Below are 23,021 nucleotides of genomic sequence, written 5' to 3'. Positions count from 1 at the left end.
AGATTCTACTTCTTTTTAATTTTTAAAACTATGGATTGGAGCTGGGATTTGTCCTCCACGTGCAATGAAGTCAACAGACGAGGCACCGTTAACTTTCATGACCGGAGCCGTTCCTAGAAGGCCACCAAATTCAATCATATCGCCTTCTTTTCCTTTTGGAATAATACGTACAGCAGTTGTTTTCATATTGATGACTCCGATAGCAGCTTCATCCGCAATCATCGCCGCAATTGTTTCTGCAGGTGTATCTTCAGGAATGGCAATCATATCCAAACCAACTGAACAGATAGCCGTCATAGCTTCTAGCTTTTCCAAATTAAGGGATCCATTTTGCACAGCAGCAATCATCCCCTCGTCTTCAGAAACTGGGATAAAGGCACCAGACAAACCACCAACTTGGTTGCAGGCCATAACTCCACCTTTTTTAACTTGGTCGTTCAAGAGAGCCAAGGCAGCAGTCGTTCCATGAGTCCCAACTGTCTCTAACCCCATTTCCTCAAGGACACGGGCTACAGAATCACCTACTGCTGGAGTTGGAGCCAAACTCAGATCGACAATTCCAAAATCAACTCCAAGTCGCTCACTAGCCATTTGACCGACTAATTGACCAATGCGGGTAATCTTGAAGGCTGTCTTTTTAACAGTTTCGGCAACAACATCAAAGCTCTGACCACGAACCTTTTCCAAGGCACGTTTAACAACACCTGGACCAGAAACACCGACATTGATGATGACATCTGCTTCTCCTACACCATGAAAAGCGCCTGCCATAAAAGGATTGTCCTCTACCGCGTTGGCAAATACAACCAATTTAGCCGCCCCCATATCAGATAAAGAAGCTGTTTCCTTGATAATGCGCCCCATATCCGCTACTGCAGTCATATTGATGCCCGATTTTGTAGAACCGATATTTACTGATGAACAAACCTTATCCGTTTCTGCTAAGGCACGAGGAATAGAGTTGATGAGAATCTCATCGCCTTTTTGATAACCCTTTTGTACCAAGGCTGAAAAACCACCAATGAAGTCAACACCAATTTTTTTCGCAGCTTTATCTAGTGCTTTAGCTAAGACTACATAATCCGTCGCATCGGTAGCAGCACCAATCAAGGAAATTGGAGTTACTGACACACGTTTATTCACAATAGGAATTCCTAACTCAGCCGCAATTTCATCTCCAACAGCCACTAAATTAGCTGCTTTTGTAGTAATCTTTTCATATATTTTGTCCGCAGCACGATTGATATCTGGATCGATACAGTCCAAAAGGGAAATCCCCATGGTAATGGTTCTAATGTCAAAGTTTTGCTCCTCAATCATTGCGATTGTTTCGGTAACTTGTCTAATATCCATAAATACCTCCTAGATATTGTACATAGCATCAAAAATAGCCGCACTTTGAATATTGATTTTGACATTCAAAGTCTGACCAAAAACCTCAAATTCGTTTCTAAGATGAGTAAAATCTTGTTTTTCATCACTAGATACCACAGCCATCATAGTAAAGAATTCGTCCAAGACTGTTTGTGAGATATCATCAATATTTAAGCCTAATTCAGCAATTTTTGTCGCAACACCTGCAACAATTCCAGATTTATCTTTACCAACAACAGTAATAATAGCTTTCATGATTAAACTCCATTTCTAACACAGAACGATATCCATTTTGGACAAAAATAAAATGAAAAAGGAGGATAGAGTAACTAAATCACTTAATAGTGAATAATTATCCAAGTTGAAACCCTAAAAAAAATCTCTTAGTTGATCTTGTACCAGGCTAATATTTTTTACCAAGTCGCTAGTTTAGAACTTAAAACTGATAATTTATTGGCACATAATCTCTTTATAGAATATTTTTGAAAAAATGAACATTGTTGATTTTCTTTTTCAATAGTATAGCATATTTCTTACTAAAATACTCAAAAACGCCTGCTTACGAAATTGTTCTTAAGTAAAAAACAATTTCGTAAACAAGCGTCTACCTTACCATCTTATGATGAGTGTTCCCGCTAGGACATAAGTCCTAGCGGTAGACCAGAGCTAGACTAAGAGCACAAGACTCCATCATCATAACACTCAACAAAATTGATGATTTTATACTAATTCGATGATCGCCATTGGCGCTGCATCACCACGACGTGGTTCAGTCTTAAGGATACGAGTGTATCCACCGTTACGCTCAGCATAACGAGGTGCGATTTCTGAGAACAATTTTTGAAGTGCTGTAGTAGAAGTGTACTTATCAGTTGCTTCATCATAGTTTTCAGATGCGATTTCATTACGTACGAAAGCAGCTGCTTGACGACGTGCATGCAAATCACCACGTTTACCTAGAGTAATCATTTTTTCAACAGTTTTACGGATTTCTTTAGCACGAGCTTCAGTTGTCACGATTGATTCGTTGATCAAAAGGTCAGTTGTCAAATCGCGAAGCATTGCTTTACGTTGTGAGCTAGTGCGTCCTAGTTTACGGTAAGCCATTTATTCCTCCTTTATTTATCTTTTAATCCAAGACCCAAATCAATGAGTTTGACTTTCACTTCTTCCAAACTCTTGCGTCCAAGATTTCTTACTTTCATCATCTCTGCTTCAGATTTTTCTGTCAAATCATGCACAGTGTTGATACCGGCACGTTTCAAACAGTTGTATGAACGCACAGACAAGTCAAGTTCCTCAATCGTACGTTCCAAAATACGGTCGTCCGATTCAGTATCAGCTTCTTTCATCACTTCTGCTGACTTAGCAATCTCTGTAAGATTTGTAAACAAATCAAGGTGCTCTGTCAAGATACGTGCTGAAAGCCCTAAAGCATCTTCTGGAATAATTGTTCCATTAGTCAAGATTTCAAGGGTTAATTTGTCGAAACCATCATTGCTACCTACACGAGCAGGTTCAACTTGATAGTTGACTTTTGTAACTGGTGTATAAATAGAATCTACAGCAAGTGTTCCAACTGGTGCATTATCTTTTTTGTTTTCATCAGCAGGTACATATCCACGACCACTGTTAACAGTCATTGTCGCTTTTAGAGAAGAACCTTCACCGATTGTAAAGAGATAATGATCTGGATTTACAATTTCAATGTCGCTATCTGTCAAGATATCTCCAGCTGTAATTTCAGCAGGACCTTGCACATCTAGTTCAATGATCTTTTCGTCTTTAACGTAAGATTTTACTGCAATACCTTTGATGTTCAGAATGATTTGCATCACGTCTTCGCGAACACCCGGAACTGTATCAAATTCATGCAATACACCTTCGATATTGATAGATGTTACAGCAGCCCCTGGAAGAGAAGCTAGAAGTACACGACGAAGAGAGTTACCAAGTGTTGTACCGTAACCACGTTCAAGCGGTTCGATTACAAACTTGCCATAATCTTTATTTTCATCAATTTTTGTTATATTTGGTTTTTCAAACTCGATCATTTAGTTACTCCCTCTTAAACGAAAAGCAGTGTAAGGTTATGATTATACACGGCGACGTTTTGGAGGACGAGCACCATTGTGTGGCACTGGAGTCACATCACGAATTGCTGTTACTTCAAGACCAGCGGCAGCAAGAGCACGAATAGCTGACTCACGACCAGAACCTGGACCTTTAACAGTAACTTCAACTGACTTAAGACCGTGTTCTTGTGCAGATTTAGCAGCAGCTTCAGAAGCCATTTGAGCAGCAAATGGTGTAGATTTACGAGAACCTTTGAAACCAAGAGCACCAGCTGATGACCAAGCAATTGCATTACCATGCACATCAGTAATCATAACAATAGTGTTATTAAATGTAGCGTGAATATGAGCAATACCAGATTCGATATTCTTTTTCACACGACGTTTACGTGTTGGTTTAGCCAAGACTTTTACCTCCTATATTATTTTTTCTTACCAGCAATCGCAACAGCTTTACCTTTACGAGTGCGAGCGTTGTTTTTAGTGTTTTGTCCACGGACAGGAAGTCCACGACGGTGACGGATACCACGGTATGAACCGATTTCCATCAAACGTTTGATGTTCAAGTTAACTTCACGACGAAGGTCACCTTCAACTTTGATTGCATCCACTTCACGACGGATAGCATCTTCTTGATCTGGTGTAAGGTCGCGAACACGTACATCTTCTGAAATTCCAGCAGCTGCCAAGATTTTCTTAGATGTTGGAAGTCCGATACCGTACACATAAGTCAATGAAATTACTACGCGTTTGTCATTTGGAATGTCAACTCCAGCAATACGAGCCATGTTTTCTCCTTTCTATCTTATCCTTGACGTTGTTTGTGTTTTGGATTTGCTGGGCAAATTACCATAACACGACCATTACGACGAATTACTTTACAGTATTCGCAAATTGGTTTGACCGATGGTCTTACTTTCATTTCTTATCCCTCCAAGTTTTTCGATTATTTAAAGCGGTAAGTGATACGTCCACGTGTCAAGTCATATGGACTCATTTCGACAGTAACACGATCTCCCGCTAAAATACGAATATAGTTTTTACGAATTTTACCAGAAACTGTTGCTAAAATCTGATGTCCATTTTCAAGTTCAACCGTAAACATTGCATTCGGCATAGTATCAACTACTTTACCTTCAACTTCAATCACATCGTCTTTTGCCACGCAAAAGTACCTCCATAAATTTCGATTTGATGCCTCTAGACACAGAGACAACAATTATAAGTCAGACTAATTCAGTATAACATTTGTAGAGACATTTTGCAAGCATGAAAAACGCTTTTATTTCAATTTTGTCAATACTTTTTCGATATCTGCAAAGACATCATTGATATCTTGGTTTCCCTCGATATCATGTACTAAACCTTTTGCACGATAGTGGGCAATAATTGGTTCACCTTGGGCAATATTAACATCCAAACGACGTTTTACTGTTTCAGGTTTGTCATCTTCACGTTGATAGTAGTCTTCTTCTTTGTAATCAACTGGTGGGTTGAAAACTTTGTGGAAAGTTTCGCCAGTTTCACGGTGAATGATACGACCACTCAAACGCTCCAAAAGACAATCTGGATTTACTTCGATGTTAATAACACCTTCAAGCTCAATCCCTAATTCAGCTAAAGTTTTATCCAAGGCATGAGCTTGTTCAATTGTACGTGGGTACCCGTCCAACAAGAAACCAGTTTCTTTAATATCATCTTGTGAGAGACGCTCTTTCACGATACCATTTGTAACTTCATCTGGAACCAACTCGCCTTTGTCGATATAAGACTTAGCTAAGACACCCATTTCAGTTTGGTTAGCCATTGCCGCACGGAACATATCACCTGTTGAGATATGAGCAACATGGAATTGTTCAACAATTTTTGCTGCTTGTGTACCCTTACCTGCACCAGGTAAGCCCATAATCAAAAGATTCATGATTCAAACTCCTTTTTTGTTTTTAAATAGAAGCAAAAATTCATTTCAACTCCTATTTAAAAACAAAATAGAAGAGAGGAGATAAAAATCTGACAAGGTCTTTGATTTTTAAACTCCACTCTCTGAGCAATAGTGAATTTTCTTTTCTATTACAATTATTCTGTTGTATTCATGAAACCAACATACTTACGTTTCAATAAATAACCTTCCAACTGTTTAATTCCTTCAATACCTGTTGAGATAATGATCAAAAGACTTGTTCCCCCAAAAGCAACGACTTCTGAAAGACCGAATAAATCCTTAGCTACAATAGGTAAAATAGAAATAACACCTAGGAATAGGGAACCGACTGTTGCGAGACGACGAAGAAGTTTTGACATATACTCTTCTGTCCCTTTACCAGGACGGACACCGTGGATATAAGCACCGCTCTTTTGCAAATTTTCTGCTGCCTTCTCTGGATTAATCTGTACAAATGTATAGAAGAATGTAAAGAGGATAATCAACAGAGCGTACAGAGCGATACCTGTAGGGGCTGTTGTAGATAGCAACTCCTGAGCACTACGTACCCAGGCCCAATCAAGACCAGATGCACTTACAAATTGTAAAATTGCCGCTGGTGCTGCAGTAATCGAGCTAGCAAAGATAACTGGAATAACTCCTGCAGGGTTAATCTTCAATGGAAGATAGGAACTTGACGGTGCTCCTTGTGCTACCTTAGTATACTGAATTGGTATCTTATATTCAGCTTGTTGAACATAAGTTGTAAAGTAAACAATCAATAAGACTGCTATGATTAAGATAGCAACAAAAATGAGGGATGAAGTCAAGCGACTGCTTGGTACATTGACAAAGTAGTCAACATAAATTCCCTTGATCATATCAGGAATTGAAGCAACAATCCCCGCAAAGATGATCATGGAAACACCATTTCCATAACCCTTATCAGTAATTTGCTCTCCCAACCAAGTTACAATCATACTACCCGCTGTTAGGATTGCTCCAATCACAAGGAAAACTTGTGGTGTTAAAGGAACAGTCAAAAGTTTGGCTCCAGATAAAGCATTAAAACCAGCAGTAATTCCGATAGATTGCACGAATGCAAGAACAAGGGCAATATATCGAGTTGCCTGGTTCAACTTTCTACGACCAACTTCCCCTTGTTTGCCCCACTCTACAAACTTCGGTAATAAATCCATTTGTAAGAGTTGGACAACGATAGAAGCAGTAATGTATGGACTAACACCAAGTGCAAAAACTGAAAAGTTTTTCATGGCATTACCAGACACCAAACTTAACATATTTAGAAAAGATAGACCACTCAAAGCATTCAAGCTATTGGCATTCACCCATGGAACCGTAATGCTAGTCCCGATACGGAAGACAAAGACGATAAAAATTGTAAAAAGAATTTTTGATCGAACTTGCTTGACTTTGAAGGCTTCTCTCAATAATTTAAAAAACATAGGTCACCTCTCTTAGATGACTTCTACTGAACCACCTTTAGCAGTGATAGCTTCTTCAGCTGATTTAGAGAATTTAGCTGCTTTTACAGACAATTTCTTAGTCAACTCACCGTTACCAAGAATTTTGATACCTGATTTTTCAGCTTTAACAATTCCTGATTCGATAAGAACAACTGGAGTTACTTCTGCACCATCTTCAAAGACGTTCAATTGGTCAAGGTTAACAATTGCGTATTCTTTAGCGTTGATGTTAGTGAATCCACGTTTTGGAAGACGACGGAACAATGGAGTTTGTCCACCTTCAAAACCAAGACGTACTCCGCCACCGCTACGAGCTTTTTGACCTTTTTGACCACGACCAGATGTTTTACCGTTACCTGATGAAGTACCACGACCAACACGGTTACGAGTTTTACGAGAACCTTCTGCAGGTTTCAATTCATGAAGTTTCATTATATATTTTCTCCTCTTTTGTAAAATGCTAGCGCCGATAAGAGAGAAAAGGTTGTCTCTCCTATCAACTCGCCTATACGTTTGTCATCAAAGATGACTATATCTAGTTTTAGGGGATGGTATACTGCACATCCCCTAAAATTTAATTAGTTTACTTCTTCAACTGTTACCAAGTGAGATACTGCAGTGATCATACCACGTACTGCTGGGTTATCTTCTTTAATAACAGAGCTGTTCAATTTGCCAAGTCCAAGTGCTACAACAGTTTTACGTTGTGATGGAATGCGTCCGATTGGAGACTTAGTCAAAGTAATTTTAATTTGAGCCATTTTATCCCCTTTCTTATGCCAAATCAGAAACTGAAATACCACGAAGGGCAGCAACTTCTTCAGCGCGTTTCAATTGTTTCAAACCTTCAACAGTTGCGCGAACAATGTTGATTGGAGTATTTGAGCCAAGAGATTTAGATGTAACATCAGCTACACCTGCCAACTCGATAACGGCACGAACAGCACCACCAGCGGCAACTCCAGAACCTTCTACAGCTGGTTTCAACAATACTTTAGCTCCACCGAATTCTGAAATAACTTCGTGTGGGATTGTTGTTCCAACCATAGGAACTTCGATCAAGTTTTTCTTAGCATCTTCTACTGCTTTGCGGATTGCTTCTGGAACTTCTTGAGCTTTACCAGTACCAAATCCTACGCGACCGTTGTGGTCACCAACGACTACAAGAGCTGCAAAACGAAGACGACGTCCACCTTTAACAACTTTAGTAACACGGTTAACAGCAACTACGCGTTCTTCTAATTCAACTGCATTGTCTTTAAATGCCATTTTCTAGTGTCCTCCTATTAGAATTTCAATCCGTTTTCACGAGCTGCATCAGCCAAAGCTTTCACACGTCCGTGATATAGATATCCACCGCGGTCGAACACCACTTCTGAAATACCTTTAGCGTTTGCACGTTCTGCAACGAGTTTACCGACAGCAACGGCTTGTTCAGTTTTTGTTCCTTTTGAAACTTCTTTGTCAAGAGTTGAAGCACTTGCGAGCGTTACACCCGCTACGTCATCAATAACTTGAGCGTAGATGCCTGTATTAGAACGGAATACGTTCAAACGTGGGCGATCAGCAGTTCCAGAGAGTTTTCCGCGAACGCGACGGTGGCGTTTTTGGCGGAGTTTGTTTTTATCTGGTTTAGAAATCACAGTTTTCACCTCTTTAGTTTTAAATCGTGTGCTATGCACAAAGTTGGAAATGATATTGGTGGCTGAAAATCAACCACTCAATATTATTTACCTGTTTTACCTTCTTTAAGACGAACATATTCGCCAACGTAACGGATACCTTTACCTTTGTATGGTTCTGGTGAACGAAGGCTACGTACGTAAGCAGCTGTTTGACCAACTACTTCTTTTGAAATTCCGCTAACAACGATTGTTGTTGGGTTTGGAAGTTCAAAAGTAATTCCTTCTGGAGCTTCAACTTCGTCTGGATGTGATTTACCAACAGCCAAAACAAGTTTTGATCCTTGAAGTTGTGCACGGTAACCAACCCCACGCATTTCAAGTTGTTTCTTGAATCCTTCTGATACACCAATAACCATGTTGTTCAAAAGAGCACGAGTAGTTCCGTGGATAGTTTTCATTTCTTTTGAATCGTTTGGACGGTGAAGAGTTACTTCAGTACCTTCCACACGAATTTCAATATCTTTTGAGAACTCACGAGTAAGTTCTCCTTTAGGTCCTTTTACAGTTACAACGTTGTCATTGTTAGTGATTTCAACACCAGCAGGCAACACGATAACTTTATTACCAATACGTGACATGTTTTTATTCTCCTGTTAAATTGTCAGGCCAGAACGGCCAGTTTTCACGGGGTTAAGATACTTATTTAGTTCAAGAGCTGAACTGAACACGCTCTAAGAACTTTGTATCTTGATTTGAGTTCGAGCTAAGAATTTGGTGAAAAAGATAAGTTTGTCTTGGAGTATCGCTCCTGCTACAAACTTCCTATTTTCACTGCATTCTTTTAACGCTCTCACATCATCAATTACCAAACGTAAGCGATAACTTCTCCACCAACGTTCTTTTGGCGTGCTTCTTTATCAGTAAGCAAACCTTCTGAAGTTGAAAGGATAGCAATTCCAAGACCGTTAAGTACTTTTGGAAGGTCTTCACGTTTTTTGTAGACACGAAGTCCTGGTTTAGAAACACGTTTCAAGTTTGTGATAACTTTTTCACCGTTTGGTCCGTATTTAAGGAATACACGGATGATGCCTTGTTTGTCATCTTCGATGATTTCTACGTTCTTAACAAAACCTTCGCGTTTAAGGATTTCAGCAATCCCTTTTTTGATGTTTGATGCAGGTACTTCAAGTACTTCGTGTTTTGCTTGGTTAGCGTTACGAATACGAGTTAGGAAGTCTGCGATTGGGTCAGTCATAACCATTTTATTTTTCTCCTCTTACTAGTAGTTTGCAAGTTGCACTTGCTAGTTAATACATGATACAAAGAGCGTAACAGCAAGAGCAAAAATAGGCAATTTGATGCAGGAGCGATGCTCCAAAGCAAATTGATCTTTTTTGCCAAAGCTGTAGCTCGTGTTCAAATTGGCAAGCCCAACTGAACCCGGGCTAAACTCTGTGTGAAAAAGATAAACTTTTCTAGAAACTAAAGTTTCTTCGTCAAGTTTCCTATTTTCACTTGGAGTTTTGACGCCCTTGATATCTTAAATTACCAAGATGCTTTTGTTACACCAGGGATTTGACCTTTATATGCCAATTCACGGAAGCAAACACGGCAAAGTTTAAACTTGCGGTAAACTGAGTGTGGACGTCCACAACGTTCACAGCGAGTGTATGCTTGAGTAGAGAACTTCGCTGGGCGTTTGTTCTTAGCAATCATAGATTTTTTAGCCATTAGTTATACCTCCTATATTATTTTGCAAAAGGCATTCCAAGGCCTGTAAGCAATGCACGTGACTCTTCGTCAGTGTTAGCAGTAGTTACGATAACGATGTCAAGACCACGAGTTTTGTCAACGTCATCAAAGTTGATTTCTGGGAAGATCAATTGTTCTTTCACACCAAGTGTGTAGTTTCCGCGTCCATCAAATGATTTTGTTGGAACACCATGGAAGTCACGCACACGTGGAAGTGAAACTGAAACCAATTTATCCAAGAATTCGTACATACGTTCACCACGAAGGGTAACTTTTGCACCGATCGCAACACCTTCACGAAGACGGAAGCCGGCGATTGATTTTTTAGCTTTAGTGATAAGTGGTTTTTGACCTGAGATAAGCGCCAATTCTTCAGCAGCTTTTTCAAGGCTTTTAGCGTTTGATACAGCTTCACCAACACCCATGTTCAAAACGATCTTATCTACTTTAGGCACAGCCATCACTGATGAGTAGTTGAATTGTTCTGTCAAAGCAGGAACTACTTCATTAAGATATTTTTCTTTTAAACGATTTGCCATTATACTTCTCCTTTCCTTCGTGATTAATCAAGCACTTCGCCTGATTTTTTGTTGTAGCGAACTTTTTTACCGTCTACAAATTTGTAACCAACACGACCAGCTACACCGTTTTTATCCAAAACTTGAACGTTTGATACGTGGATAGCTGCTTCCTTCTCGATGATACCACCTTGAGGAAGTTCGTTAGTTGGACGTTGGTGTTTCTTAACGATGTTAACACCTTCAACGATAACTTTGTTTACTTTTGGAAGGGCAGTAAGGACAACAGCTTCTGTTCCCTTATCTTTACCAGCGATTACGCGAACTTTGTCGCCTTTTTTTACAAACATTTTTTTCTCCTTTTATTCTTACGCCCAATGGGCACCCTGGCTAAGCCAGGGGACTGTGTTTGTTTGTTTTTGCTCTGTGAAAATTAAAGTACTTCTGGAGCAAGTGACACGATCTTCATGAAGCCACCTTCACGCAATTCACGTGCAACTGGACCAAAGATACGTGTTCCGCGAGGAGTTTTATCTTCACGGATGATAACTGCTGCGTTTTCATCAAATTTGATGTATGAACCATCAGCACGACGAGCACCTGATTTAGTACGAACGATAACTGCTTTAACAACGTCACCTTTTTTAACCGCACCACCAGGAGTAGCTTGTTTTACAGATGCCACAATAACATCACCGATGTTCGCAAATTTACGTTTAGAACCACCAAGAACTTTGATAGTCAAGATTTCGCGTGCACCGCTGTTGTCTGCGACTTTCAAACGAGTTTCTGTTTGAATCATTTCAGTTTTCTCCTTTCAGGTTTGATTAGATGATAACCGCTTCTTCAACGACTTCTACAAGACGGAAACGTTTTGTAGCTGAAAGCGGACGAGTTTCCATGATACGTACGATATCGCCTTCTTTGGCAACATTGTTTTCATCATGTGCTTTGTATTTTTTAGAGTAGTTAATACGTTTACCATAGACTGGGTGGTTACGTTTTGTTTCAACTACAACTGTGATTGTCTTGTCCATTTTGTCAGATACAACACGTCCAACAAGAACTTTACGATTATTGCGTTCCATTGAAATTTCTCCTTCCCTAGTCTATTATTTCGCTTCAGATTGAACTGTTTTGATACGAGCGATTTGTTTTTTAACTTCTTTCAAGCGAGCTGTTTGTTCTAATTGACCAGTAGCAGCTTGGAAACGAAGTTCAAACAATTCTTTTTTCAATTCGTTTTCGCGCTTCGCGAGTTCTTCTTGAGAAAGACCACGAAGTTCTTTAACAAATTCTTTTACTTCATTAAGTTTCATGCCTTCTCCTTATTCTGCTTCACGTTTTACGAATTTACATTTAACTGGCAATTTGTGGCTTGCAAGACGAAGCGCTTCGCGAGCGATCTCTTCAGATACACCAGCAACTTCAAACATTACTTTACCACGTTTAACTGGTGCTACCCAACCTTCAGGTGCCCCTTTACCAGATCCCATACGAACCCCGATAGCTTTAGCTGTGTATGATTTGTGTGGGAAGATTTTAATCCAAACTTTACCACCACGTTTCATGTAACGAGTCATGGCGATACGAGCAGCTTCGATTTGGCGGTTAGTGATCCAGTGGCTAGTTGTAGCTTGAAGACCGTATTCACCGAATGCTACTTCTTTTCCACCTTTAGCTTCACCGCGCATTTTACCACGGAATTCACGACGGTGTTTAACACGTTTAGGTACTAACATTGGTTATTTACCTCCTTTAGTGTTTTTACGAGCTGGAAGAACTTCACCACGGTAGATCCATACTTTAACACCAAGTTTACCGTATGTAGTGTCTGCTTCTTCCCAAGCGTAATCGATATCTGCACGAAGTGTGTGAAGTGGAACAGTTCCTTCAGAGTATCCTTCAGCACGGGCGATATCTGCACCGTTCAAACGACCTGATACTTGAGTTTTGATTCCTTTAGCTCCAGCACGCATAGCACGTTGGATTGCTTGTTTTTGTGCACGACGGAAAGCAACACGTTGCTCCAATTGACGAGCAATTCCTTCACCTACAAGGTGAGCATCCAAATCAGGTTGTTTGATTTCGATGATGTTGATGTGTACTTGTTTTCCAGTCAATTTGTTAAGTTTAGCACGAAGTGCATCAACGTTAGCACCACCTTTACCGATAACCATACCTGGTTTAGCAGTGTGAAGTGAAACGTTAACTTTGTTTACTGCACGTTCAATTTCAATAGTTGAAACTGCCGCGTCAGCAAGTTCTTTTTGAACGAATTTACGGATTGCAAGATCTTCATGAAGGTAATCCGCGTATTCTTTTTCAGCATACCATTTGGCATCCCAATCACGGATGATGCCGACACGCATACCAATTGGATGTACTTTTTGACCCACGATTTTACCTCCTTATTTTTCTGCAACAGCTACAGTGATGTGAGCTGTACGTTTGTTGATTGGTGAAGCTGAACCTTTCGCACGTGGACGGAAACGTTTCATAGTTGGTCCTTCGTTTGCGAATGCTTCAGATACTACCAAGTTAGCTTTATCCAAACCAAGGTTGTTTTCAGCGTTAGCTACAGCTGAGTTCAAAACTTTCAAGATGATCTCAGCAGCTTTGTTTGGAGTGAATGTCAAGATTGCAATAGCATCGGCTACGCTTTTACCACGGATGTTGTCAAGAACAAGACGTGATTTACGAGGTGAAACACGTACTGTGCGAGCCATTGCTTTAGCTGAAGTAATTTCTGCCATTTATGTTCTCCTTATTTTCTACGTGTTTTCTTGTCGTCTGCAGCGTGACCTTTGTAAGTACGAGTTGGTGCAAATTCACCAAGTTTGTGACCTACCATGTCTTCTTGGATGTAAACAGGTACGTGTTTACGTCCATCATAAACTGCGATAGTGTAACCAATGAAACTTGGGAAAATCGTTGAACGACGTGACCAAGTTTTAATAACTTTTTTCTTTTCGTCGTTAGCTTGAGCTTCAACTTTTTTCATCAAATGCTCATCGACGAAAGGTCCTTTTTTAAGACTGCGTCCCATTTTTATATTTTCTCCTTTAAATGTTGTACCACAGCGGCTTGCGCTCTCAAGGAGCGCTACCGAGCTGGCGGAATGTCCTAGTTGCTTAAGCGACTAGTTTTAAATTATTTCTCGTTGCGACGACGAACGATAAGTTTGTCAGATTTCGCTTTCTTGTTACGAGTTTTAAGACCAAGAGCAGGTTTGCCCCATGGAGTAGATGGCGCTTTACGACCAACTGGTGCTTTACCTTCACCACCACCGTGTGGGTGATCGTTAGGGTTCATTACAGAACCACGAACTGTTGGGCGGATACCTTTCCAACGGCTACGTCCTGCTTTACCAAGGTTTACAAGTCCATGTTGTTCGTTTCCGACAACACCAACTGTAGCACGACAAGTTCCAAGAATCATACGAACTTCGCCTGATTGAAGACGAACAAGAACGTATTTACCTTCTTGTCCCAATACTTGAGCAGAAGCTCCAGCAGCACGAACCAATTCACCACCACGACCTGGTTTCAACTCAATGTTGTGAACCAAAGTACCAACTGGGATGTTAGCAAGTGGAAGAGCGTTACCTACTTTGATATCTGCTTCAGGACCTGAAACGATACGTTGACCAACTTCAAGACCTTTTGGAGCGATGATGTATGCTTTCACACCGTCAGTGTAGTGTACAAGAGCGATGTTTGCAGAACGGTTTGGATCGTACTCGATAGTTTTAACAACTGCTTCAACGTTATCTTTGTTACGTTTAAAGTCAACCAAACGGTAGAAACGTTTGTGTCCACCACCTTGATGACGAACTGTGATACGACCGTTGTTGTTACGACCAGCCTTGTTCTTCAAAGCAACAAGCAAAGTTTTTTCAGGTGTGCTTGTTGTGATTTCAGCGAAATCCAAAGAAGTCATATTACGGCGACCGTTTGTTGTTGGTTTATAAACACGAATTCCCACGATATTTCCTCCTTAGATTATTCAGCTTCAGCAGCAAACAACTCGATTGCTTTTGAATCAGCTGTAAGTGTGATGATAGCTTTTTTAGTTTTGTTAGTAAAACCAGTGTAACGTCCAACACGTTTAGCTTTAGGTTTTACGTTGATTGTGTTAACATTTGCAACTTTAACACCTTCGAAAGCAGCTTCAACAGCTTGCTTGATCAAAAGTTTGTGCGCACGAGTGTCAACTTCAAATACATATTTATCTGCTTCAAGTTGAGCCATTGAGCTTTCAGTGATAACAGGTTTTTTGATAACATCATACAAATTCATTATGCAAGAACCTCCTCGATTTTAGAGATAGCTGCTTGAGTAACAAGAAGTTTGTCACTATTTGCGATGTCAAGAACACTTGCAGTTGTAGCAGTCGCAACTTTCACGTTTGGAAGGTTACGAGCTGAAAGAGCTGCGAATTCGTTTCCTTCTTCAAGAATAACAAGGACTTTAGAATCGATGCTCAAAGCTGCAAGAACTTTTGCAAATTCAGCAGTTTTTGGAGCTGTAAATTCAAGAGAATCAACGGCTACAAATTTGTTTTCAGCAACTTTTTCTGAGTAAACAGATTTTAGTGCAAGGCGACGAACTTTTTGAGGAAGTTTGTACGCATAGCTACGTGGAGTTGGTCCGAAGACGATTCCACCACCACGCCATTGTGGAGAGCGGATAGAACCTTGACGAGCACGTCCAGTTCCTTTTTGACGCCATGGTTTGCGTCCGCCACCTGAAACGGCTGAACGGTTTTTAACAGCGTGAGTTCCTTGACGAAGGCTAGCACGTTGGCTGATGATGACATCAAACACAACAGATTGGTTTGGTTCGATACCAAAGATTGCATCGTTAAGAACAACTTCGCCCGCTTGTTTACCAGTTTGGTCGAATAATGTTACATTTGCCATTTTGACTGTATTCCCCTTTCCTTATTATTTACCAGCTTTAACTGCTGATTTGATAGTGATAAGAGATTTCTTAGCACCTGGTACGTTACCTTTGATAAGGATAACATTCTTTTCTGGAACAACTTGTACAACTTCAAGGTTTTGAATTGTTACACGGTCGCCACCCATACGTCCTGCAAGGTTTTTACCTTTGAATACGCGGTTAGGTGCAACAGGTCCCATAGAACCTGGACGACGGTGGTAACGAGAACCGTGAGCCATAGGTCCACGTGATTGTCCGTGGCGTTTGATAACACCTTGGAAACCTTTACCTTTAGAAGTACCAGTTACGTCAACAACATCTCCAGCTGCGAAAGTTTCAACTGTGATTTCAGCACCAACTTCCAAGCCTTCAACGTTTTTGAATTCACGAATGAAGCGCTTAGGAGCCGTGTTAGCTTTTGCTACATGTCCTTTAGCAGGTTTGTTGCTCAATACTTCGCGTTTGTCATCGAAACCAACTTGGATAGCGTTGTATCCGTCTGTTTCAACAGTTTTAACTTGAAGAACAACGTTTGGAGTTGCTTCAATAACTGTTACAGGGATCAATTCGCCAGCTTCAGTGAAGATTTGAGTCATTCCCACTTTTTTCCCTAAGATTCCTTTTGTCATGAGAAAATAGTTCCTTTTCTATATTTTTTTATTCAAAAAGTTTTTAACGAGCGTTTTTTATGCTCAAGTTATCAAGCTTTAAATTAAAGTTTGATTTCTACGTTTACACCACTTGGAAGATCCAATTTCATCAAAGCGTCAACTGTTTTTTGAGTTGGGTTAACGATATCGATCAAACGTTTGTGTGTACGCATTTCAAATTGTTCGCGAGAGTCTTTGTATTTGTGAGTCGCACGAATGATTGTGTAGAGGCTACGCTCAGTTGGAAGTGGGATTGGACCCGCAACTTGTGCACCTGTACGAGTAGCTGATTCTACGATTTTTGCAGCCGCTGTATCAAGCGTACGGTGTTCGTAAGCTTTCAAACGGATACGGATTTTTTTGTTTGCCATCTTTTTCTCCTTTTCGTCTATTTAAGATAATAGGCTAGCTCCACAAGAAAACCGACGCGCGTTGCGTGGCAATGCAACCGAGCGTGTCGCAACCTCTTGCATCAAAGCTAAAGCTGTAATTTACAGCACCATAATAGAATAACACAAAGCCCCTGCGATTGCAAGGGATTTGACAGTTTTTTTTTAAATTTTTTAGATGAAACTGTTTTCTTATTCCATTTTAATAAATTTGCATATTTAAGTGCTGGATTATCTGACTTTTCTTCTATATAATGTTAGTTTTAATTTGAAATTTATCATCTGATTGATCTACCAAGATATCAGCTCTTGACTCGGTTTCTTTATAGTATTGTAGATACTGCTCCCGTCTCATCTGCTGACTAGCTAATATAAAGGATGCATCACGATTTCTCACAGTCGTATCTCGAGCTAGTCGCCTCTTTAATTCGGTCTCCTCATCTGTGTAGAAACAAATGGTTTTGTCAAAGAGTTCCTTTGGTAGAAAACCCACAGACATCCCTTCAACAATCAAAATCATTTTTTCTCCAGATAAGATCTCACTAGCTTTCCAAGGTTCTTCTATTGTCAAGACATCCATACCCGCTTGCAGAGCAAGAATATCTCTTTGTAAACTTGCCAGCTCATGTGCTACTGGTAAACATGCTGTCACCTTTTGGTCTGGTGTCTCTTTAGGTACCACTAAATGTCGTCCCGAAGTAATGTAGGGATCTGTCTCTAGTAAATTTACCTTTTGGGAATCAAGTTCTTGGTACAATTCTTGAGCAAAAGTTGATTTTCCTGAAGCGCCGTGACCGTAGATACCCAGTGTTTTTACTTTTCCAAACTCTATTTCTGATACTAGTCTTTCTATTAACTCTTTTTTCTTCATTCTCTCTTCACCTGTTCATAGCTTTCTTTCCCATCGTTTAGCTTGTCCCAAATGACTACCTTTCCACTTTGGAGAGACTTTTGTACATCGATAATTCGTTGATTGGAAGAGCCGCGGAATTGAAGCATAAGATTACGCTTGCTTTTATCATAGCGACCATCTACCAGGATATCAATCAGGGATAAAAGTTCTAGTTTATCAGGCGTCTCCAACATCATTTCTTCCCAGGTGTATCCCGTCCAAGACCAGATGTCTTTTTCTGGCAATTCTTTCCGAATGCGTTTTACAAGGGGCAAAAGAATACCTGTATTGAGGAATGGCTCTCCTCCTAGCAAAGTCAATCCTTGAACATAGGGCTGGGCTAAGTCTGCCATGATTTGTTCTTCCAATTCTGGCGTATAAGGAATTCCTGCCTTGAAAGACCAGGTCGCTACATTGTAGCAACCTTCACAGTGAAACATACAGCCTGCTACATAGAGAGAATTGCGCACTCCTTCTCCATCCACAAAGTTAAAAGCCTTATAGTCAATGATACGCCCTTGACTAAGCTCCTCACTCTTCCACTCGCCTGGTTTTGGTGTATTCCATGTCATGCTTTCTACTCCAACTCTATCCAGTAGCGCTCCGTTCCATTTCGAACATCCTCCAACTCTCCACCATTAGCTAAAATAACAGCTCGGCTTGCTGGATTTTCCGTGCTACAAGTCACCAGAGCACGATGGATGTTCTTTTCTTTAGCCACTTGTAGACCTTGGCGGAGGGACTCTTTGGCATAGCCCTTACCTCTTTCAGATGGACGAATGGAATAGCCAATATGGCCAGCATGATTCAGCAAGCCTTCATTTAGTCTCAGCCTTAGATTCAAAAAACCTAAAGCACGGCCTGATTCATCAAACAAAACGAACTGAATTGATGGGACGCGATTTTCAGGCAAGTTTATTCCCATTTCTTTATTAAGGTTAGTTTCTAGCCAATTCTCGTAAGAAAAACCCTCAGCATCCCAAAAGCCACCGTCGTGGGCTGATTGAGTCTGCTCAAACTCTGACATCATCTCTAAAATTGTTTCTTTATCTGCCAATCTTGGTCTGCGTAATATCATCTTTACCTCCAACTATGAGAAAAGCGAGAGCGGACTCTCACTTTTTCTTATTCTTATTTAAAAATTGCTCTCTAAGGATAGCTACTCGGTCTTTTTTATTAACTCCACCCTTTGAATGTTTTTCGTGGAATCGTTGTACCAAGGCCTTGCCCTTATCATCTAATTGATATTTTCCCATTCTATCTCTTTCTAATTTCTTACTTCATGTCCTGCTGCTTTGATAGTAGAACCGTTCATGTGTTTCACACGCGCAGCAATTTCCTTGTGACGACCATTAACCATTGGACGAGCTTGCGGATTTCCAAGATAGCCACAGGTCCGTTTGACAACATCTACTGTTTTAGGGTCGCTATTGCCACAGTTAGGACATGCAAAACCTCTCTCAGTTGGATCAAAATCTCCTTCGAAATCACACTTGTAGCAACGATCAATCGGAGTATTAGTTCCTAGATAACCTACTCGATCATAAGCATAGTCCCAAACAGCTTCCAAGGCCTTTGGATTTTGTTGAAGAACTGGATACTCACAGTAGTGGATAAAGCCACCTGACGCACCCGCTTCTGGATAAACCTTCTCAAAGTCTAACTTTTCAAACGGTGTTGGATTTTTGCGGACATCATAATGGAAGGAATTTGTGTAGTACTCTTTATCCGTTATATCTGGAATAGAACCGAATTTCTCTGTGTCCAAACGACAGAAGCGGTCTGTTAAACTTTCAGATGGTGTCGAATAAATAGAGAAGTGATAGCCATATTGGTCTGACCACTCTTCTACTCGATGTTTCATATCTCGAATGATATCAAGGGTGAATTCTTTAGCTTCTGGATTGGTTTCCCAATTGTTGCCAAAGAATACTGTCGCTACTTCATAAAGTCCAATGTAGCCAAGCGAAACAGTAGCACGGCGATTCTTAAAGAGCTCGTCAACACTTTCTTCCTTACCAAGGCGACGTCCGAAGGCTCCATATTGATAAAGAATTGGTGCATTAGCTGGAGTGGCTTCCTTGGTTCTTTCCACACGATAAACTAGAGCATCTTCTGCGATATTCATACGTTCGTTGAAAATTTCCCAGAACTTGTTCAAGTCGCCTTCAGATTCAAGGGCAATACGAGGAAGATTGACTGTTACCACACCTAGGTTCATGCGACCTGAATTGACTTCTACTCCATTTTCATCTTTCCATCCTTGAAGGAAAGAACGACATCCCATCGGAACTTTGAAAGAACCTGTTAGCTCGACAATCTTATCATAAGACAAGACATCTGGATACATGCGCTTAGTTGCACACTCAAGGGCCAACTGCTTGATATCGTAGTTAGAAGAGCCTTCCTCTAAGTTAAGACCTCTTTTAAGAGTAAAGATAAGTTTCGGGAAGATGGCTGTACGGTGTTCTGAACCAAGCCCCTTGATACGAATGTTTAAAATCGCCTTTTGAATTTCTCGTTCAAAACGATTGGTTCCTAGACCGAAACCAAGTGAAGTAAAAGGTGTTTGTCCATTTGATGTAAAGAGGGTATTGATTTCATACTCCAATGATTGCATAGCATTATAGATGTCTTTTTGGGTTTTCTTCCAAGCATATTCTTCGCGTTTATCAGGTAGGACCCATTCCTCAGCATCCTTGAGGTGTTTTTGGTAATTTTTTTCTGCATAAGGAGCCAAGACTTCATCAATACGGTCTGCTGAACAGCCTCCATACTGGCTTGATGCAACGTTAGCGATGATTTGCGATATCTGAGCAGTTGCAGTCTGAATAGACTTCGGACTCTCTACCTCAGCATTCCCAATCTTAAAACCATTTTCCAACATACCCTTGAAATCAATCAGACAGCAGTTGGTCATCGGGGTGTAAGGGCTATAGTCCAAATCGTGATAGTGGATATCCCCTTTTTGGTGGGCATTAGCCACATGCTTAGGAAGCATTTGAAGACCGATTGATTTCCCAACAATCCCCGCCGTCAAATCACGCTGGGTATTAAAAACATCACTATCTTTATTAGCATTCTCATTGACAACTGCCTGGTCTTTGTTGAGAAGTTTATGGATACTGAAGTTGATATCTGTTGCTTTTGAGCGCTCAAAATCCCTTTGAGTTCGGTAAGTGATATATTCCTCTGCCAAAGCATATTCTTTAGCTTCCAATAACTCATGTTCTACTATATTTTGGATTTCATAGATTTTTACACCTTGAGGAAAGCGACTATGAATCTCTTCTACAATACGTTCAACTAGAGTATTAAGACGCTTTTCTACCAAGGGGGTTACATCCATGACTTTTTCCGCAGCCTTGTGCAAGGCTTTGTCAATCTTATCTACATCAAAAATGACGCGTCTACCGTCACGCTTTTCGACGAATAAGGTTGGATCAGGGTTTGTTTTCTCTTCTAATACAATCATATCCAGGCTCTTTTCTTAAATTTTCTTTCTTAAAGTATTATATCACTATAAAAATAAAAATCAATATCTAGTAGCAAAATTCATATTTTTATAAAATTTACACTAGATATTGATTATTTTATTTTAATTTGTAAAGTTTAAAGTCTTTGAATTCACTTTGAACTGGTTGATAACTTTCTGCCAGAAGCTGTTCTACTTCTGTCCAGAGAGCTGTTTTGGTATTGACCACAATCACTTTAGGCTGATTATCACGTAAATCATTGACAAGTTTGCTACGATTTACATCAAGGCCAGTATATAATTTTGGTGATAGCAACTGACTAGCTGCTAAACGTTCACTAGTCTTATAACCATTAGTAAAATCATCCCATAGATAAATACGATCTGTTGCCTGCGTTTGTCCTTTAACCGTAGTTTCTATGCGAGTTCGTTCTTGATATTGTTCTGAGTGAAGGACATAACGGGCGACTAGAGGAGCCAAAAATAGGTAGGCCAAAGCTAAAATCGGCAAATAGACATTACCCTGAAGAAATATTGCCCATATTGAAGGAACTTCTCGATGTCTTCTACGGCGATTGGCTCCTTCTAATTCCCCAATTCGAATGTGAGTCAATAGAAGAATGGACAAGAAAGGAAGAAAAGTAACTAGACGACTACCGTGAATCGGCTCTGTAGAGAAAATTTCCAATCCTAGTAACAATAAGATAGCTACTGAAGCAAAAATAGATAAGACGTATTGCTTGCTTGGCTTAGACTGGAAAAGCCCTGTAAATACGAATCTTAATCCTCCAAGACCAATTGTTAACAATCCATAAAAAAGGAGGTTGTCCAGTAAGGACGGATTGGACATAAACTTCAAACTATCTACTGGATAGAGAATTTGACTAATAGCATTCCCGAAACTCCCACTATAAGCCGTATAGTAACCAATTGGATAAAAGAAAAGTGAGAACCCAAGACCAGCTGCAAAGAATTGATAGAACCCATGAACCAAGCGACCACGCCCAATATTAAAGGCTAACAAAGCAAAGGATAAGATCAGAGCATATAAAGTTGTGACTAGCGGGGCAAAGAAAAACGCTAGAGCCAGGCTAATCCCAATACGCACGAAACCTTTGTCATGATTATACTCTACCAAATACCTTGTTACTAAACTAAGAGCGTAAAACAGGAATGGAAGGGCCAAAATGGTGGCATAACCACCGCCAAAGCTAAGTCCTCCAGCAAGAAGATAAAAGATGGTCAACACTTGTTGCGACTGCTTGTTCTCCTCCGTCAAGGTATAAGTTGAACGGAAAAGAAAAATCCCAGCACCCACTAGAGCAAGCCAAGTAAAGGCTGCAAACAAAATACTACCCTTGCTTAGATACTGTAAAAAGTAATAGAGAAGACCACTCGTTCCAAAATAGTCTGTGTAGATATCTCCCCCCTGGTGCATCGCCCATCCCATATAAAAATCTTGTGCCTGCTCTGGGCTAGTTAGTCCTAGCAAGAAAGGAAGAACTACAGATACAAGTACAACTAGAGTGCTCCAGATTAGGATCTTAAATAATGGTAAGGGAGCAAATGAACTTGGTTCATCCTCGAAGCGCTCCTCTCTCCCAACTAAATCATCCTGAATTCCCGTCCAAGATGGAGTTGGTTCCTCTTCTAATCTGCCATATACGTTCATTCATTCTCTCCTATGTTTTAATTTGTTCTAGTATATCAAAAAGTCTAGAGCTTGTCAGCCTGTGGTGGCCATTTGTCTAACTTTTGACAGAGATTAGCGAAGCGCTCAATCTCATAAAAACGATGATAGGAAGCATTTTTATAGTGGTCTAAAAAATTTTTTTCTTCTACCGTCAGCATAATCATTCCTCCTTTTCTCTTTATTCGAAAAAAGAAGAAAAATCTAAAAAAGCTGAATTCCCCAAA

38 protein-coding genes are annotated in these 23,021 nt (G+C 40.3%); all 38 read right to left on the bottom strand.

The window, feature by feature from the left end; translation table 11 throughout:
* Positions 1-15: 15 nt before the first annotated feature.
* Positions 16-1,353 carry a PFL family protein gene (locus QM374_RS02855; RefSeq protein WP_045762468.1) on the bottom strand — a complete coding sequence of 446 codons (1,338 nt, stop codon included), beginning with the start codon at positions 1,351-1,353 and terminating at the stop codon, positions 16-18.
* Positions 1,354-1,362: 9 nt separating this feature from the next.
* The gene (locus QM374_RS02850) at positions 1,363-1,629 is read right to left on the bottom strand and encodes an ACT domain-containing protein (RefSeq protein WP_000644115.1); all 267 of its coding nucleotides are present in this window, start codon (positions 1,627-1,629) and stop codon (positions 1,363-1,365) included.
* Between the two features lie 465 nt (positions 1,630-2,094).
* Positions 2,095-2,481, bottom strand: coding sequence for a 50S ribosomal protein L17 (gene rplQ / locus QM374_RS02845; protein ID WP_000331493.1), 387 nt, complete (start codon positions 2,479-2,481; stop codon positions 2,095-2,097).
* A gap of 11 nt (positions 2,482-2,492) precedes the next feature.
* Positions 2,493-3,428, bottom strand: a complete 936-nt coding sequence (locus tag QM374_RS02840; protein WP_000568996.1) for a DNA-directed RNA polymerase subunit alpha — start codon at positions 3,426-3,428, stop codon at positions 2,493-2,495.
* 42 nt (positions 3,429-3,470) lie between these two features.
* A complete protein-coding gene (gene rpsK, locus QM374_RS02835; RefSeq protein ID WP_001118385.1) occupies positions 3,471-3,854 on the bottom strand; it encodes a 30S ribosomal protein S11 in 384 nt (127 codons plus the stop codon).
* A gap of 17 nt (positions 3,855-3,871) precedes the next feature.
* Positions 3,872-4,237 (bottom strand): 30S ribosomal protein S13, encoded by a 366-nt coding sequence (rpsM, locus tag QM374_RS02830; protein WP_000090783.1) that lies wholly within the window; start codon positions 4,235-4,237, stop codon positions 3,872-3,874.
* Between the two features lie 17 nt (positions 4,238-4,254).
* Positions 4,255-4,371 carry a 50S ribosomal protein L36 gene (gene rpmJ / locus QM374_RS02825; protein WP_001808836.1) on the bottom strand — a complete coding sequence of 39 codons (117 nt, stop codon included), beginning with the start codon at positions 4,369-4,371 and terminating at the stop codon, positions 4,255-4,257.
* A gap of 24 nt (positions 4,372-4,395) precedes the next feature.
* The gene (gene infA / locus QM374_RS02820; RefSeq protein ID WP_001029883.1) at positions 4,396-4,614 is read right to left on the bottom strand and encodes a translation initiation factor IF-1; all 219 of its coding nucleotides are present in this window, start codon (positions 4,612-4,614) and stop codon (positions 4,396-4,398) included.
* 117 nt (positions 4,615-4,731) lie between these two features.
* Positions 4,732-5,370: an adenylate kinase gene (locus tag QM374_RS02815; RefSeq protein ID WP_001050432.1), complete on the bottom strand. Its 639-nt coding sequence runs from the start codon at positions 5,368-5,370 to the stop codon at positions 4,732-4,734.
* Between the two features lie 155 nt (positions 5,371-5,525).
* Complete coding sequence (gene secY / locus QM374_RS02810; protein ID WP_315640121.1) at positions 5,526-6,836, bottom strand: preprotein translocase subunit SecY; 1,311 nt, start codon at positions 6,834-6,836, stop codon at positions 5,526-5,528.
* Positions 6,837-6,848: 12 nt separating this feature from the next.
* Positions 6,849-7,289 carry a 50S ribosomal protein L15 gene (rplO, locus tag QM374_RS02805; protein WP_000766079.1) on the bottom strand — a complete coding sequence of 147 codons (441 nt, stop codon included), beginning with the start codon at positions 7,287-7,289 and terminating at the stop codon, positions 6,849-6,851.
* Positions 7,290-7,435: 146 nt separating this feature from the next.
* Positions 7,436-7,618 (bottom strand): 50S ribosomal protein L30, encoded by a 183-nt coding sequence (gene rpmD, locus QM374_RS02800; RefSeq protein ID WP_000057243.1) that lies wholly within the window; start codon positions 7,616-7,618, stop codon positions 7,436-7,438.
* 13 nt (positions 7,619-7,631) lie between these two features.
* Positions 7,632-8,126: a 30S ribosomal protein S5 gene (rpsE, locus tag QM374_RS02795; RefSeq protein ID WP_000874203.1), complete on the bottom strand. Its 495-nt coding sequence runs from the start codon at positions 8,124-8,126 to the stop codon at positions 7,632-7,634.
* 17 nt (positions 8,127-8,143) lie between these two features.
* Positions 8,144-8,500, bottom strand: coding sequence for a 50S ribosomal protein L18 (gene rplR, locus QM374_RS02790; RefSeq protein WP_000624044.1), 357 nt, complete (start codon positions 8,498-8,500; stop codon positions 8,144-8,146).
* An 83-nt stretch (positions 8,501-8,583) separates the two neighbouring features.
* Positions 8,584-9,120, bottom strand: a complete 537-nt coding sequence (rplF, locus tag QM374_RS02785; protein WP_000086625.1) for a 50S ribosomal protein L6 — start codon at positions 9,118-9,120, stop codon at positions 8,584-8,586.
* 224 nt (positions 9,121-9,344) lie between these two features.
* A complete protein-coding gene (gene rpsH, locus QM374_RS02780) occupies positions 9,345-9,743 on the bottom strand; it encodes a 30S ribosomal protein S8 (RefSeq protein WP_000245504.1) in 399 nt (132 codons plus the stop codon).
* 284 nt (positions 9,744-10,027) lie between these two features.
* Complete coding sequence (locus QM374_RS02775) at positions 10,028-10,213, bottom strand: type Z 30S ribosomal protein S14 (protein ID WP_001085699.1); 186 nt, start codon at positions 10,211-10,213, stop codon at positions 10,028-10,030.
* Positions 10,214-10,230: 17 nt separating this feature from the next.
* Positions 10,231-10,773 carry a 50S ribosomal protein L5 gene (gene rplE / locus QM374_RS02770; protein ID WP_000013542.1) on the bottom strand — a complete coding sequence of 181 codons (543 nt, stop codon included), beginning with the start codon at positions 10,771-10,773 and terminating at the stop codon, positions 10,231-10,233.
* A 23-nt stretch (positions 10,774-10,796) separates the two neighbouring features.
* Positions 10,797-11,102, bottom strand: coding sequence for a 50S ribosomal protein L24 (gene rplX / locus QM374_RS02765; protein WP_000497691.1), 306 nt, complete (start codon positions 11,100-11,102; stop codon positions 10,797-10,799).
* Between the two features lie 83 nt (positions 11,103-11,185).
* A complete protein-coding gene (rplN, locus tag QM374_RS02760) occupies positions 11,186-11,554 on the bottom strand; it encodes a 50S ribosomal protein L14 (protein WP_000616548.1) in 369 nt (122 codons plus the stop codon).
* Between the two features lie 25 nt (positions 11,555-11,579).
* A complete protein-coding gene (gene rpsQ, locus QM374_RS02755; RefSeq protein WP_000440801.1) occupies positions 11,580-11,840 on the bottom strand; it encodes a 30S ribosomal protein S17 in 261 nt (86 codons plus the stop codon).
* A 24-nt stretch (positions 11,841-11,864) separates the two neighbouring features.
* Positions 11,865-12,071 (bottom strand): 50S ribosomal protein L29, encoded by a 207-nt coding sequence (gene rpmC, locus QM374_RS02750; RefSeq protein WP_000772918.1) that lies wholly within the window; start codon positions 12,069-12,071, stop codon positions 11,865-11,867.
* A 9-nt stretch (positions 12,072-12,080) separates the two neighbouring features.
* The gene (gene rplP / locus QM374_RS02745) at positions 12,081-12,494 is read right to left on the bottom strand and encodes a 50S ribosomal protein L16 (protein ID WP_000960948.1); all 414 of its coding nucleotides are present in this window, start codon (positions 12,492-12,494) and stop codon (positions 12,081-12,083) included.
* A 3-nt stretch (positions 12,495-12,497) separates the two neighbouring features.
* Positions 12,498-13,151: a 30S ribosomal protein S3 gene (rpsC, locus tag QM374_RS02740; RefSeq protein ID WP_000529936.1), complete on the bottom strand. Its 654-nt coding sequence runs from the start codon at positions 13,149-13,151 to the stop codon at positions 12,498-12,500.
* A 12-nt stretch (positions 13,152-13,163) separates the two neighbouring features.
* Positions 13,164-13,508, bottom strand: coding sequence for a 50S ribosomal protein L22 (rplV, locus tag QM374_RS02735; RefSeq protein ID WP_049548847.1), 345 nt, complete (start codon positions 13,506-13,508; stop codon positions 13,164-13,166).
* Positions 13,509-13,519: 11 nt separating this feature from the next.
* Entirely contained in the window at positions 13,520-13,801 is a 282-nt protein-coding gene (gene rpsS, locus QM374_RS02730; protein ID WP_000533766.1) for a 30S ribosomal protein S19, read from the bottom strand.
* A 104-nt stretch (positions 13,802-13,905) separates the two neighbouring features.
* Entirely contained in the window at positions 13,906-14,739 is an 834-nt protein-coding gene (gene rplB / locus QM374_RS02725) for a 50S ribosomal protein L2 (protein WP_000512914.1), read from the bottom strand.
* Between the two features lie 17 nt (positions 14,740-14,756).
* Positions 14,757-15,053 (bottom strand): 50S ribosomal protein L23, encoded by a 297-nt coding sequence (locus tag QM374_RS02720; protein WP_414310800.1) that lies wholly within the window; start codon positions 15,051-15,053, stop codon positions 14,757-14,759.
* Positions 15,053-15,676, bottom strand: coding sequence for a 50S ribosomal protein L4 (gene rplD, locus QM374_RS02715; protein WP_000024549.1), 624 nt, complete (start codon positions 15,674-15,676; stop codon positions 15,053-15,055). Before rplD ends, QM374_RS02720 begins: the two co-directional genes overlap by 1 nt.
* A gap of 24 nt (positions 15,677-15,700) precedes the next feature.
* Entirely contained in the window at positions 15,701-16,327 is a 627-nt protein-coding gene (gene rplC / locus QM374_RS02710; RefSeq protein WP_000160197.1) for a 50S ribosomal protein L3, read from the bottom strand.
* A gap of 83 nt (positions 16,328-16,410) precedes the next feature.
* Positions 16,411-16,719, bottom strand: a complete 309-nt coding sequence (rpsJ, locus tag QM374_RS02705) for a 30S ribosomal protein S10 (RefSeq protein ID WP_001284513.1) — start codon at positions 16,717-16,719, stop codon at positions 16,411-16,413.
* Between the two features lie 265 nt (positions 16,720-16,984).
* Positions 16,985-17,608: a uridine kinase family protein gene (locus QM374_RS02700; RefSeq protein WP_414310799.1), complete on the bottom strand. Its 624-nt coding sequence runs from the start codon at positions 17,606-17,608 to the stop codon at positions 16,985-16,987.
* Entirely contained in the window at positions 17,605-18,201 is a 597-nt protein-coding gene (gene nrdG / locus QM374_RS02695; protein WP_414310798.1) for an anaerobic ribonucleoside-triphosphate reductase activating protein, read from the bottom strand. Before nrdG ends, QM374_RS02700 begins: the two co-directional genes overlap by 4 nt.
* Positions 18,202-18,206: 5 nt before the next feature.
* On the bottom strand, positions 18,207-18,707 hold the full coding sequence (locus QM374_RS02690) for a GNAT family N-acetyltransferase (protein WP_414310797.1): 501 nt from the start codon (positions 18,705-18,707) through the stop codon (positions 18,207-18,209).
* A 37-nt stretch (positions 18,708-18,744) separates the two neighbouring features.
* A complete protein-coding gene (locus QM374_RS02685) occupies positions 18,745-18,885 on the bottom strand; it encodes a hypothetical protein (protein WP_414310796.1) in 141 nt (46 codons plus the stop codon).
* An 11-nt stretch (positions 18,886-18,896) separates the two neighbouring features.
* Positions 18,897-21,104, bottom strand: a complete 2,208-nt coding sequence (gene nrdD / locus QM374_RS02680; RefSeq protein ID WP_414310795.1) for an anaerobic ribonucleoside-triphosphate reductase — start codon at positions 21,102-21,104, stop codon at positions 18,897-18,899.
* A gap of 118 nt (positions 21,105-21,222) precedes the next feature.
* On the bottom strand, positions 21,223-22,776 hold the full coding sequence (locus tag QM374_RS02675) for a damage-inducible protein CinA (RefSeq protein ID WP_414273496.1): 1,554 nt from the start codon (positions 22,774-22,776) through the stop codon (positions 21,223-21,225).
* A gap of 44 nt (positions 22,777-22,820) precedes the next feature.
* Positions 22,821-22,955, bottom strand: coding sequence for a hypothetical protein (locus tag QM374_RS02670; protein WP_000958549.1), 135 nt, complete (start codon positions 22,953-22,955; stop codon positions 22,821-22,823).
* Between the last annotated feature and the right edge of the window lie 66 nt (positions 22,956-23,021).

It is taken from the genome of Streptococcus infantis (assembly GCF_047465525.1).
GTDB lineage: Bacteria > Bacillota > Bacilli > Lactobacillales > Streptococcaceae > Streptococcus > Streptococcus infantis_R.
Note: the sequence above shows the minus strand (reverse complement) of the source record. Positions and strands in the feature narration are given on the sequence as shown.